Origin of the sequence: Vibrio sp. A11 (assembly GCF_013048705.1) — a bacterium.
Lineage (GTDB): Bacteria > Pseudomonadota > Gammaproteobacteria > Enterobacterales > Vibrionaceae > Vibrio > Vibrio metschnikovii.
Genome location: NZ_VHSI01000006.1, coordinates 40,341 through 53,531 on the forward strand (window position 1 = coordinate 40,341; position 13,191 = coordinate 53,531).

Sequence of the window (13,191 nt, forward strand, 5' to 3'; positions counted from 1 at the left end):
GTTATCCCCTACGGTTTTTTCGTTTACCTTTTATTTTACGTTCCTTAAACGGCATGGCTAAAGAGACAAACTCTTTCATTGCTCGCCGATAAACATCACGCTTAAAAGACACAACTTGCCTAACTGGATACCAATAGCTTACCCAGCGCCAACCATCAAATTCAGGGGTACTACCGCGTTGCATGTTGATTTTTGATTCATCACATTCCAGACGCAGTAAGAACCATTTCTGTTTTTGTCCAATACAGACAGGTTGAGAGTCCCATCGCACTAAGCGTTTTGGTAATTTGTATCTTAACCAATGACGACTAGTGGCAATGACTTTGACATCTTTCTTCGTTAAACCAACCTCTTCGTAAAGCTCCCTAAACATTGCTTGTTCGGGAGATTCACCCTCATCAATTCCCCCTTGAGGAAACTGCCATGAGTGTTGTCCATATCGTTTCGCCCAGAATACCTGACCATGGTTGTTACAAATCACAATACCTACATTGAGTCGGTAACCATCGCCATCGATCACTGGCAAACCTCTCATAAAATCTTAATGATGTTGATTTTTCCACATATCCCCAGCAGGAGCAAACGAACTCGTGTGATTCAGGCGAGATTTATTAACGATCAAGAGAAAACTGCATAACTTTCACTCACTCATATAGTTACCAACAACAGAATGAGAGACAGAGCACATTTATTCACGTTTTCTGTGAATAACCATGTGAAGAAAACGAAGAGCTAGGAAAGAAATGCTACATTTAATCCTATCATTAAACCGACAACAAAAAATAAAACGAGAAATAACCCTTAAAAAACAAAAAGATGAAAATAATCAAAATATAATACTTAGAATATCGAGGGAAAGATCAAACGTATAACTACGCCGCTCAAAGATCCATCAAATGTGTGGTTATCCACACTTGAATGAATTTATCAGCCTAACATTGGTTTTTCATCGCTCATATCGCTAGTGAAAACCCTGTTTATTCATACATGAATTAGATAAACCCTAACTATCGACGATTATTTAGGTTCGGTTGTGGATAACTTTTAATGATGATCTTTTCATCACTTCATCGTAAAGAGTCTATTACTCCCAGAAAGGAGTTTTTGTTACACTAGGGCTTTTACTTCAGTGCCTTTCCTATGCCATTAGAACCTAAAAGTGAACAAGAGCTTCTTTATCGAGCACAACACATTGCAGGACTGAGTTTTGCAGAACTTGCTGAGCATGCGCGGATTCCCGTTCCTGCGGATCTAAAAAAAGATAAAGGTTGGGTGGGTCAACTATTAGAGTGGCATTTAGGCGCAAGTGCTGGCAGTAAACCGCAACAAGACTTTGCCGATTTAGGTATCGAGCTAAAAAGCATTCCGATTGGTTATACTGGTAAGCCTCTTGAAACCACCTTTGTGTGCGTCGCACCGTTAACGGGTGTCCAAGGACTGACATGGGAAAATAGTCATGTCCGGCAAAAATTGTCGCGGGTGTTATGGATCCCTGTTCAAGGAGAGCGAGAGATCCCGTTAGCGGAACGTCGAGTAGGATCGCCTTTGATTTGGAGCCCTTCAGCTACAGAAGAAGCACAATTAAAAGCCGATTGGGAAGAATTGATGGAATTTATTGTACTCGGTAGAATTGCTGATATTACCGCAAGACATGGTGAAGTATTACAACTTAGGCCGAAAGCCGCTAATAGCCGAGCATTAACCGAAGCCTATGGCGCCAATGGTCGCCCTATCCGAACGTTGCCACGTGGTTTTTATCTGCGTACTCAATTTACCGCGCAAATACTCCAACAGCATTATCTGTATTAAGCCATGCTCACCAAACTGTCAACGGGTGATCCCTTCTCTTCTACGTTTAAGGTGAAACCCGTTTAAGGTGAAACGGACAGTGACTTTACCCTGTCCCTTGGATTATAGTGGAATCAATCTATTCAGTTTCTATCTCCCGAAATCCTGAGCGTTTACGACAAACGAGGACTTTCCGTCCCTACGGTTTTACGAAGCGCCGACTAGAGGTAAGGGAGCTTAACGGTAACAAGGAAGTACAATGCAATATACAAAATTACCGCATTCAACATTAGAAATAAGCAAAATTTGCTTAGGTACCATGACGTTTGGTGAACAAAATGATCAAGCACAGGCCTTTCAGCAACTGGATTACGCTCTTGAACGTGGCGTCAACTTTATCGACACGGCTGAGATGTATCCTGTCCCACCCAGCGCAAAAACCCAAGGCCTAACCGAAGAGTACATCGGTCGCTGGTTAGAGAAATCTTCGAAACGCGAAAAAGTCGTTCTCGCCACCAAAGTGGCAGGCCCGCGTAGTGTCAGTTATATTCGCGATAAAATGGCTCTGGATCATCGTAATATTCATCAAGCGATCGACGATAGTTTACGTCGCTTAAAAACCGATTATGTCGATCTCTACCAATTGCACTGGCCGCAACGTCAAACCAATACCTTTGGTCTCCTCAATTACCCTTATCCGGAGACTCAAGAAGAGATCACCTTGATCGAAACCTTAGAAGCAATGAACGATTTGGTTCGGATGGGAAAAGTGCGTTATATCGGCGTTTCAAATGAAACTCCTTGGGGATTAATGACGTATCTTCGTCTGGCGGAGAAACACGATTTACCACGCATGGTCTCGATCCAAAACCCTTACAACTTACTGAATCGTAGTTTTGAAGTCGGGCTTTCAGAGATAAGCCACCACGAAGGCGTTAAGTTACTCGCTTACTCTCCATTGGCGTTTGGTGCCTTGAGTGGTAAATATTTACATGGTGCACGCCCTAGCGGTGCACGCTGCTCTTTATACGAACGTTTTCAGCGTTATTTCACACCACAAGGGATAGCCGCGACACAAGCGTATGTCGATTTAGCGCATGAGTTTGATTTGGATCCCGCACAGATGGCGCTGGCTTTTGTTAATCAAAGACCATTTGTCGCTGCTAATATCATTGGGGCAACGACGCTTGAGCAATTAAAAGCCAATATTGATAGCGTAGAGGTTGTGCTGAGCGAAGAGCTGCTTGGTAAGATCAATCAGATTGCGATTCAATACTCAAATCCCTGCCCATAAAGGCGATACGGCACCGTTAGGTTCTTTTTCAGTAGCCTAACGGCTGAGGTGAATAGCACTAAAAAATCGAGTCAGAGAGCAAGCCATGCTTATTCAAGAGACGATACATGGTCGCTCTGGATATGGCCAACTCTCTTGCTGCATGAGTGATTTGCCCTCGATGAGACTCTAACGCTTGCACTAATGCCTCTCGCTCTGAACGCTCTTTAATACTTTTTAACGTCCTTTTACTTTCACGTTTAGGTAGGTCAAGCTGCGTTTCATCAAGCATGATCGAATCAGACATTAATACCATTCGCTTAATTTGATTCATTAACTCACGTACGTTACCCGGCCAATCATATCGCTCCATACTTTGTAGCGCCTGTTCAGAAAAGCTGCGGGCTTGCGCGTTGTACTCTTTAGAGTACTCCTTTAAAAAATGGCCAGCAAACAGTGCAATATCACTTGCTCGCTCTCGCAAGCTAGGCACATTAATCCGCAGTACATTGATGTAATGATAAAGCTCTTCATTAAAATCACCATCAATCAAGGCTTTTTCAATATCAGTCGTATGGGTGGCTAGAATTCTGACATCCACCGCCTTTGCACCAATTGACGCCGGTAAGGTCCCTTGTTGGAAAAAATGCAATAAGTTGAGCTGTTGTCGTTTCGGTAGGGCCAGGATGTCATTGAGTAATAGTGTCCCCTGATGAGCTTTCGCTAATAAAGGGGGGATTGAATCGGGATGTCCAATACCAAATAACTCGGCTTCAAGTTGATGCTCGGGTATCGCTCGGCAATTAACACTGACAAAAGGTTGATGAGCGCGAGACGAGGTATTATGAATGGCTCTGGCGACCCTTTCTTTACCGACTCCATTTTCGCCGGAGATAAGAATACTGACATCCGTTGGCGCGATGCGTTTAATTTGATCGCGTAGCCGTTTAATTGGCAGTGATTCCCCCAATAAGTCCATTTGGTTATTAATACCGTAGTTCGGCCATACTTTTTTTTCTAATTGCAACATACCCAATTGATGGCCAATGGTGCTCAGTAATTGAGCATCAGGGATTGGCGCGGTAAAAAAATCGATACAGAAATTGACGATAAACTGGCAAATCGTATCAGAGCTGAGTTGAGACTCACGAATGAATGCCAACCAACGAACCTGCTTATGGCTACTCACCAAATTAGCGATGCCATTTAAGCTAAATTCATCATGGCTAAGATCAACAATACCAATGCATGGCCCAGTATTCGTAAATTGTTGGTCTGCTTTACGCAAATCAGCACATTGCATGCAACGCCATCCGGCCTTTTCTAAAACGGTTAACCACGGTTCGTAGCTGCCCCCAACGACAATCAGCGAACCGGGAACACAATCCATCCGAAATTGAGTGCCCATCAACAGGTTTCCTTATGAGTATTATTGTTATACAGCGCTGAATTGATTGATACCCATACAGCTTGGAGATACAGTCGGCAACCAAAACGGGCTTGGTCCACCTCTCAATACCACTAACGATGACAAAAAGCCCCGCTTAACCAATCGGATTAGCGCACCAATTGGCCAAAAAGCAAAGATCGTTTTCGCTACCTTAGCGGTACTCTAAAATAGAATCTATCTCACGAGTAAGACTATAGGAAATATCACCCATAAACGAAGGGGGAATGACGGTTTTTTTGATCGCACGGCCTTTATTACACCAATCCATTACTCGTTAATCCCATCGTCAATGCATCTTCCCCAGTATCAAGCATAAAAAAACCGCCTCGTGGGCGGTTTTCAAATCATCATCAACCATTACTGCTGTGGACGCATCGCTGGGAATAAAATAACGTCACGAATCGTATGCGTATTGGTCAATAGCATCACTAAACGGTCAATACCAATTCCTTGACCTGCCGTCGGCGGCAAACCATGCTCAAGCGCAGTAATATAATCTGCGTCGTAGAACATCGCTTCATCATCACCAGACTCTTTCGCTTCAACTTGTGATTTAAAGCGTGCATCTTGATCTTCAGCATCATTCAGTTCTGAGAAGCCGTTTGCCACTTCACGACCGCCAATGAAAAACTCAAAGCGATCAGTAAAGAATGGATTATCATCACTACGACGAGCCAATGGTGAGATATCTGCTGGATAGCCAGTAATGAATGTCGGCTGCATCAGTTTCGGCTCTGCGGTTTCACCAAAAATCTCTTCAAGAAGCTGGCCGCAAGTCCAGAAAGGTTCGACATCAACATGAACCGATTTGGCAATCGACACCATAAGATCACGATTTTGCAGATCATCTTCGGTTAATGCTTGAATTTGCGCATGCTGAGGATTGTAGTGCTTGATGGCTTCAAACATGCTCATGCGAGCGTATTTACCACCAAATTCCACGGTTTCATCACCATAAGGCATCGACGTTGAGCCGAGGACTTCAAGCGCAACCGTACTCAGTAGTTCTTCAGTGAAATCCATCAAATCTTTATAATCTGCATACGCCATATAGAATTCCATCATGGTGAATTCTGGGTTATGACGCGGCGACAAACCTTCGTTACGGAAGTTGCGGTTGATTTCAAAAACGCGATCAAAGCCACCGACAACCAAACGTTTTAAGTAAAGCTCTGGCGCAATACGTAAATACATCGGCATATCAAGCGCGTTATGATGGGTGATAAATGGACGTGCACTGGCACCACCAGGGATGACATGCATCATCGGGGTTTCGACTTCCATAAACTGTTTTGAAGTCATGAAATTACGAATCGCTGACATCACTTTAGAGCGGATGACAAACGCTTGACGAGAATCTTCATTGACTATCAAATCAACGTAACGTTGACGATAACGCATCTCTTGATCGGTTAAACCATGGAACTTTTCAGGTAATGGACGCAGCGCTTTAGTGAGCAGTTCATACTGCTCAATATTCACGTAAAGATCGCCTTTACCAGACTTATGCAAAGCGCCTTTTACACCAATAATGTCACCAATATCAAGTCCTTGATATTTTTCTTTTAGCTCAGCTTGTACCGTTTTATCAGCATAAGCTTGAATACGACCAGACGTCTCTTGAATCACTAAAAAAGGACCACGCTTAGCCATCACTCGACCCGCGATGGAAACAACATGATTGAGTGCTTCCAGTTCTTCTTTGCTCTTCTCACCGAACTCTGCTTGTAGATCACCCGCTAAGCTATCACGACGAAAGTCATTCGGGTGACCGTTCGCCTTACAACTTTTACGGATGTGCTCTAACTTACTACGACGCTCTGCAATTAGTTTGTTTTCTTCTTGCGCGATTTGCTCTTGATTCGTTTCGTTTTGAACAGCATCAGTCATTTTGCATGTACCTTGTTTTGTCGGTAAAAAGCTTACAGACCTGATTTCAGGCTAGCTTCAATAAATTTATCTAAATCACCATCGAGAACCGCTTGTGTATTACGGTTCTCAACTCCAGTACGCAAGTCTTTGATCCGTGAATCATCTAATACGTAAGAGCGAATTTGGCTTCCCCAACCAATGTCCGATTTAGCATCTTCATTGGCTTGTTTTTCAGCATTTTGTTTTTGTAATTCCAACTCAAACAATTTGGCGCGTAGTTGCTTCATCGCTTGGTCTTTGTTTTTATGCTGAGAACGATCATTTTGGCACTGCACCACGGTATTGGTCGGAACGTGGGTAATACGCACCGCCGATTCTGTGGTGTTAACGTGCTGACCACCAGCCCCCGATGCACGATATACGTCAATACGTAAATCTGCAGGGTTAATATCTACGGCAATATTTTCGTCAATTTCTGGGTAAACAAATGCTGAAGCAAAAGAAGTATGACGACGGCCGCCAGAATCAAACGGGGATTTACGAACTAAACGATGCACTCCCGTTTCGGTTCTTAGCCAGCCATAAGCGTAGTCCCCGATAATACGCACAGTCGCCGATTTAAGTCCAGCAACATCACCCTCGGAAACTTCAATCACTTCGGTTTTAAAGCCTTTATCATCCGCCCAACGCAAATACATCCGCAACAGCATTGACGTCCAGTCTTGAGCTTCTGTACCACCAGAACCAGCTTGCAAATCAATGTAGCAATGCGCAGCATCGTGATCACCAGAAAACATGCGCCGAAACTCTAATTGCGCGAGTTTCGCTTCAAGCTCTTCGAGTTCAGGCAAAACTTCATCAAACGTTTCTTGATCCTGAGCTTCAATCGCCAGTTCAAGTAAACCTTCGACATCATCAACCCCCTGTTCAAGCTGGTTAATGGTTTCCACTACCGCTTGTAACGAAGATCGCTCTTTGCCTAACGCTTGTGCGCGCTCAGGTTCATTCCAGACATTGGGTTGTTCAAGTTCAGCATTGACTTCTTCTAGACGCTCTTGCTTAGCGTCATAGTCAAAGATACCCCCTGAGGATCGATGTGCGCTGTGACACGTCCTGGATACGGGTTTTAATCGGATTGATTTCAAACATAGTTATTTTGACTTTATGAATAGAATTTAACCGCAGAATTCTACTGAAAAATGTGACGAAGATACAGGAAAAGTTGTCTAGAAAAAAGGCGGAGTCAACGACTCCGCCGAGGGGAAAGTTTGATTTTAGCGACAATCCGCCATTAACCATCACTCGGATGAATGGCGGTAAAGCGCTTTTGGTACCTAGAGGAGAGACTCCTCATTAATACGCCCAATCAACAGTGCCACTAAGCGACATCATTAGAAGATTGTTCTACCACTGAGCGAGCCATAAAGAACATGCATATTAGCGCCGCTAAAGACGGTAAAACCCAACCCATACCAACATCAAACAGTGGCAACATGTCGAACATTGACATATCAAGCCCGACAACCTGAGCAGCATCAATTAAAGCAAACAAGAACGCAACCAAGGTCACGACTCGAAATGCCACTTTAGGATTCGGCATTTTGTGGCGCACAAAGGCGAGAACCACCAGAGCTATCGCGACAGGATAAAGCGCAACCAAGACTGGAATCGATAAAGCAATCAGCTGAGATAAACCAACATTAGCAACCACTGCACAAGCAACGCCATTAATCACTACCCAAGCGCGGTATGGAAGAGGCGTCAAGGAGCAGAAATAGTCAGAACATGCAGAAATAAGACCAATCGCCGTCGTTAAACAGGCTAAAAGCACGATCGTGGATAAGACTAATTGACCATAAGGACCAAATAAAGCTTGGACATATTGGCTCAATATAAAGCCACCATTGTCCGCCCCACCCGCGATGGCTGAGCTGGTTGCGCCAAGATAAAACAGAGAAATGTACACCGAAGCAAGACCAAAGGCAGCAATAAAGGCTGAACTGATGAGGTATTTCGTCGTCGCTCGCTGCTCGGTGATGCCCTTACTACGCAAGGCATCAACAATTAACATCCCAAACATCAAGGCTGCTAAGGTATCCATGGTGTTGTAACCTTCCAAGAAACCTTTAGTGAAAGGCTGAGTAGCATAAGGCCCGGTGGCCGGCATCCAATCGCCTTGAGGGTCTAGGAATACGCCAATCGCCAACACCACAAGACCGATAAATAAGGCCGGTGTCAACACTTTACCGATCAAATCAATTAAACGCCCTTGCGACCAAGAGAAAAACATCGCCACCAAAAAGAAAAGGATCGAAAAAATAGTCAGGTGAGCTTGGGAGCTATCAGCAAAGAGCGGACTAACGGCCATTTCATAAGCAACGAGCCCGGTTCGTGGCGCAGCAAAAGCCGGACCAATAATAATGAAGATCAATACAGCAATCAGTGTCGCCACTTTGGCGGGGAGATCTTTAGTGAGGTGATTCCAACTGCCTCCAGCGATCGCCACCGCAATGATCGTCACTAAAGGCAGTCCTACCGCCGTCAATAAAAAGCCACTCATGGCGGGCATCAAGTTTATCCCAGCTTGTTGACCCGCTAATGGTGGAAAGATAATGTTGCCTGCGCCTAAAAAGAAGGCAAATAGCATAAAGCCTAATGCGGCAATATCTGTTAATTTTAACGTCTGTTTCACAGATAACCCTTATATTACGTATTTAATGAATGTTGTGTGTGCATCTTTAGACAGTACAAGCCATCTAATTTTTAGTGAAGGCGAATAATGAACAACCTATCCGCATTTCGCAATAGCTAAGGGAAAAACACTACATTAATTTATATCGAAGGTTCAATAGCAGTTGAATACACTAACTTTAAAAACATTAACGGAATGATATTTCAATTACCACCCCAAACGTTCCGGTGTTGACCAGCATAAAACACCAAACAAAAAACCAACAGTAGCTTAACTTTCTAAAAACAAATCCATAGCGATATTTAATGAATACTGATTTACCGATAACCAAAGGCTTTCATTTTAAGCAATTTACCATTGAAACAGGACACAGTGGGATGCCCGTCAGTACTGATGGCGTACTCTTGGGAGCTTGGGCTTTCAGCCGACCACCCGATCGTTTACTGGATATCGGTTGTGGTACTGGCTTATTAAGCTTGATGTGTGCGCAACGCTTTACCAATAGCCAAATTTGCGCTGTCGATATTGACCAACAAGCATTTTTAGCCGCTTCAAATAATATTCGTCGCTCAGTATGGTCGTCACGCATTGAAGTGAGGCATGGTGATATTACCACCTTGCGTTTTACTCAGTCGTTTGATGCCATCATCTGTAACCCGCCCTATTTTAATAGCGGGCAACCCGCTCAACAGCAAACGCGAGCGATCGCACGCCACACAGAAACACTGTCTCACCAACAATTACTAGACTGTTTCGCACAACATTTATCCGTGCAAGGTACCGCCAGCTTGATTTTACCTCAGCAAGAAGGGCAAGTTTTTATTGATCAAGCGCAGCAACAAGGTTGGTATTTAACTCGACTCTGTCAAGTTAGGACCACACCACACAAACCGATTCAACGGCTATTATTTGAACTGAGCCGAATTCATCAACCATTACAAGCGAGCGAGCTGATCATTCGTGAATCCAATGACTATAGTGAAGCATTTATTCAGCTTACCCGTGCTTTTTATCTTAAGATGGTGTAATTAAAGATGTGATCTAGACGAGGATCCAACTATAATGTGCGCCCTCTATTTTAGACTATTCAGCCCGAGCCTTGCGGAGTAAATAAACTGTGACTAAAACCTTTGCTGACCTAGAACTGGATGACAATCTCCTTGATGCGATTAAAGAATTAGGCTTCGAACGCCCAACTCAAGTGCAAGAGGAGGCGATTCCCCACGCCCTGGACGGTAGAGATATTCTTGCCTCTGCTCCGACAGGCACCGGAAAAACGGCAGCGTTTGTGATTCCAGCTCTGCAATATTTACAAGATTTTCCACGTAAGAAACCGGGACCAGCGCGCATGCTGATCCTAACCCCAACACGTGAATTAGCGATGCAGATCACTGAGCAAGCTCGTCAGCTCGCCAAACATACTCGGCTGAATATCTTCACCATCACTGGTGGTGTGCAATATCAAGAACACGCCGATATTTTAGCGACCACACAAGATATTGTGGTGGCTACACCGGGGCGTCTGCTTGAATACATTAACGCTGAGCGCTTTGATTGCCGAGCGATTGAGTGGTTGATTCTTGATGAAGCAGACCGCATGCTGGACATGGGCTTTGGTCCTGTGGTCGACCGTTTAGCCGCCGAATGCCGCTGGCGTAAACAAACCTTGCTCTTTTCCGCGACCTTAGAAGGCCGTGGTGTTGAAGGGTTTACCGCGGATCTCCTGAATAATCCAGCAGAAATTACCGCAGAGCCGCCTCGTCGTGAACGAAAAAAAATCGCACAGTGGTATCATCGTGCTGACAGCATGAAGCATAAACTCGAGCTATTGAAAGTGATTCTTACCCAGCAAGCTGAGCGTTCAATCGTGTTTATCAAAACTCGTGAACGTTTAGCAGAACTACGCGGAGAGTTAGAGCGGGCTCAAATCCCTTGCGCTTGGATCCAAGGTGAAATGCCACAAGATCGACGTAATAATGCCATCAGTCGTTTTCGTGAAGGCGATATCAATATCCTACTTGCGACCGATGTTGCTGCGCGAGGCATTGATATTCCCGATGTCAGCCACGTGATTAACTTTGATATGCCACGCAGTGCAGACGTCTATCTCCACCGTATTGGTCGAACTGCTCGAGCCGGTAAAAAAGGCAATGCGATCTCTTTAGTCGAAGCGCATGATCAAATGATGATGGATCGTGTCGCTCGCTATGTAAAAGAAGAGATTAAAGAACGCTTTATTGATGGATTACGCCCAACACATAAAAAATCAGTGTTTAAGAAAAAGAAAAAAGACGAGAGTAAAAAGAAAGTTGCCGCCAAAAGCGTAAAGAAAAAAACCAAGAAAAAGAAATAAGCCCAATAAAAAAAGCCGATGAACAATCCATCGGCTTTTTTATTACTCATCCGTTAACGATGCCGCTAGTGTTCACGTGTCGCTCGGAAAATAATCTCCGGAGCACGTTCTTGCGCTAAGTTAAGGTTAACCATGGTTGGAGCGATATACGCTAAGTTATCACCGCCATCCAGAGCTAAATTACTTTGGTTTTTACGCTTAAACTCTTCGAGCTTCTTCGCGTCAGCACACTCAACCCAACGCGCGGTTGCCACATTGACGCCTTCGTAAATCGCTTCCACATTGTATTCTGATTTCAAACGTGCCACGACCACGTCAAACTGCAGTACCCCCACCGCACCAACGATCAAATCGTTATTTTGCAGTGGACGGAAAACTTGCACGGCTCCCTCTTCAGAGAGTTGCACTAGCCCTTTCAGTAGCTGTTTTTGTTTAAGAGGATCGCGCAGACGAATGCGACGGAACAGCTCTGGAGCAAAGTTAGGGATCCCAGAAAATTTCAACGATTCACCTTGGGTAAATGTATCGCCAATTTGAATCGTACCGTGGTTATGCAAACCAATGATATCTCCAGCGAAAGCTTCTTCGGCACGTGAGCGGTCACCAGCCATAAAGGTCACCGCATCAGATATACTGACTTGCTTACCAAGGCGAACATGATTCATCTTCATGCCCTGTTTGTACGTCCCAGAAACAATACGCATAAAAGCAATACGATCTCGGTGTTTAGGATCCATATTGGCTTGAATTTTAAACACAAAACCGGAGAACTTCTCTTCCGTCGCTTCAACCACACGCTCATTTGCTTGACGAGCCAAAGGCGCAGGAGCCCACTCGGTTAGCCCATCGAGCATATGATCAACACCAAAGTTACCGAGTGCAGTACCAAAAAATACCGGCGTCAGCGCACCTTGCATAAACAGCTCAAGATCAAACTCGTGAGAGGCACCCAACACCAACTCTAACTCTTCACGTAATTGATTGGCTAAATCAGTCCCAATTTGAGTATCTAACTCCGGGTTATTTAGCCCTTTGATCACTCGTTGCTCTTGGATAGTATGTCCCTGTCCAGAAGAGTATAAAATGGTTTCATCACGATGGATGTGGTATACCCCTTTAAACGCCTTACCACAACCAATCGGCCATGTGATCGGTGCACAAGCAATGTTTAACTCATCTTCGACCTCATCGAGCAGCTCCATCGGATCTCGAATTTCGCGGTCCAATTTATTCATAAAGGTAATAATTGGCGTATCGCGCAGACGAGTAACTTCCATCAACTTACGCGTTCGATCCTCAACCCCTTTTGCCGCATCGATCACCATCAGACATGAATCGACCGCGGTTAATGTCCGATAGGTATCCTCCGAGAAATCTTCGTGTCCGGGAGTATCAAGGAGATTAACCAACGCATTTTGATAAGGGAACTGCATTACCGATGTGGTGACAGAAATGCCGCGCTCTTTCTCCATCTCCATCCAGTCAGATTTAGCATGCTGTGCAGAACCACGGCCTTTTACTGTACCTGCGGTTTGAATAGCGCGTCCAAATAATAAGACTTTTTCGGTAATGGTAGTTTTACCCGCATCGGGGTGCGAAATAATAGCAAAGGTTCGGCGCTTTGAGACTTCGCCGATAAAAGGAGTCGTTGACATGCAAGGTATCTTCTTTTTCGGCCGACAGCTAACTCAATGCGAGGTGTCGACCTTATGGTTCAAATTATCGGATATTCTCGCTGATCTTAAGGCTTGGAGCAACTAAAG

General features: G+C 44.5%; 10 protein-coding genes. 4 read left to right on the forward strand and 6 right to left on the reverse strand.

Annotated features, from left to right (window positions below; all coding sequences use genetic code 11):
- Position 1: 1 nt before the first annotated feature.
- A complete protein-coding gene (gene rppH / locus FKQ60_RS07970) occupies positions 2–520 on the reverse strand; it encodes an RNA pyrophosphohydrolase (protein WP_040903856.1) in 519 nt (172 codons plus the stop codon).
- A gap of 620 nt (positions 521–1,140) precedes the next feature.
- Between rppH and mutH the strand changes: the two genes are divergently transcribed.
- Entirely contained in the window at positions 1,141–1,809 is a 669-nt protein-coding gene (mutH, locus tag FKQ60_RS07975; protein WP_154170258.1) for a DNA mismatch repair endonuclease MutH, read from the forward strand.
- Positions 1,810–2,047: 238 nt separating this feature from the next.
- On the forward strand, positions 2,048–3,082 hold the full coding sequence (locus FKQ60_RS07980) for an NADP(H)-dependent aldo-keto reductase (protein ID WP_154170256.1): 1,035 nt from the start codon (positions 2,048–2,050) through the stop codon (positions 3,080–3,082).
- Positions 3,083–3,140: 58 nt separating this feature from the next.
- Here FKQ60_RS07980 and vpsR read toward each other — a convergent pair whose 3' ends face one another.
- The 4 genes from vpsR to brnQ form a co-directional block, all read right to left on the reverse strand.
- The gene (gene vpsR / locus FKQ60_RS07985; RefSeq protein WP_158144731.1) at positions 3,141–4,469 is read right to left on the reverse strand and encodes a cyclic-di-GMP-binding transcriptional regulator VpsR; all 1,329 of its coding nucleotides are present in this window, start codon (positions 4,467–4,469) and stop codon (positions 3,141–3,143) included.
- Positions 4,470–4,868: 399 nt separating this feature from the next.
- Positions 4,869–6,401: a lysine--tRNA ligase gene (lysS, locus tag FKQ60_RS07990; protein ID WP_004394138.1), complete on the reverse strand. Its 1,533-nt coding sequence runs from the start codon at positions 6,399–6,401 to the stop codon at positions 4,869–4,871.
- A gap of 32 nt (positions 6,402–6,433) precedes the next feature.
- A protein-coding gene (prfB, locus tag FKQ60_RS07995; protein ID WP_115152517.1) for a peptide chain release factor 2 occupies positions 6,434–7,532 on the reverse strand; the annotation gives its coding sequence in 2 pieces (ribosomal slippage) (positions 6,434–7,456 and positions 7,458–7,532; 1,098 coding nt in all).
- Positions 7,533–7,761: 229 nt separating this feature from the next.
- Positions 7,762–9,075 carry a branched-chain amino acid transport system II carrier protein gene (gene brnQ / locus FKQ60_RS08000; protein ID WP_170906283.1) on the reverse strand — a complete coding sequence of 438 codons (1,314 nt, stop codon included), beginning with the start codon at positions 9,073–9,075 and terminating at the stop codon, positions 7,762–7,764.
- Between the two features lie 305 nt (positions 9,076–9,380).
- Between brnQ and FKQ60_RS08005 the strand changes: the two genes are divergently transcribed.
- Both FKQ60_RS08005 and srmB read left to right on the forward strand, forming a co-directional pair.
- Complete coding sequence (locus tag FKQ60_RS08005) at positions 9,381–10,103, forward strand: methyltransferase (RefSeq protein WP_154170252.1); 723 nt, start codon at positions 9,381–9,383, stop codon at positions 10,101–10,103.
- A gap of 89 nt (positions 10,104–10,192) precedes the next feature.
- Positions 10,193–11,428: an ATP-dependent RNA helicase SrmB gene (gene srmB, locus FKQ60_RS08010; RefSeq protein WP_004394142.1), complete on the forward strand. Its 1,236-nt coding sequence runs from the start codon at positions 10,193–10,195 to the stop codon at positions 11,426–11,428.
- Between the two features lie 65 nt (positions 11,429–11,493).
- Here srmB and prfC read toward each other — a convergent pair whose 3' ends face one another.
- Positions 11,494–13,083 carry a peptide chain release factor 3 gene (prfC, locus tag FKQ60_RS08015; RefSeq protein WP_154170250.1) on the reverse strand — a complete coding sequence of 530 codons (1,590 nt, stop codon included), beginning with the start codon at positions 13,081–13,083 and terminating at the stop codon, positions 11,494–11,496.
- Positions 13,084–13,191: the final 108 nt, after the last annotated feature.